This window comes from Pseudomonas sp. SIMBA_041, assembly GCF_046535095.1.
Lineage (GTDB): Bacteria > Pseudomonadota > Gammaproteobacteria > Pseudomonadales > Pseudomonadaceae > Aquipseudomonas > Aquipseudomonas mucoides.
This window is the reverse complement of record NZ_JAWRXJ010000737.1, coordinates 1-247: the sequence shown is the minus strand read 5'-3', so window position 1 is coordinate 247 and position 247 is coordinate 1. Positions and strand designations below refer to the sequence as shown.

General features: G+C 66.4%; 1 protein-coding gene. It reads right to left on the bottom strand.

All coding sequences use genetic code 11. From position 1 onward, the window contains the following. The coding region (locus SB725_RS33065; protein WP_410923683.1) for a hypothetical protein at positions 1-247 on the bottom strand (247 nt) is incomplete at both ends.

The window sequence follows — 247 nt, the reverse complement described above, 5'->3', positions numbered from 1 at the left end:
TCGGTCGAGCGGCCGTCCGCGCCGTGCGGCAGGAGGTCCCGCGTGAAGCGATCGAAATAGCGAGTCAGACGCAGGATGCCATGCGAGCGCAGCATTTCGGTTAGCGTCGGCGACGCCACACGGTCTGTTGCGGCCCTTAGCGCGTCCCACGCGGCGAGCGCGCCTGTGACCCGATAGCGAATCGGTCCGGGTAAGCGAGCGAGCTTGGGATCGGTGACGGCATCGCCCGAGTGCATCAACGCAGTAA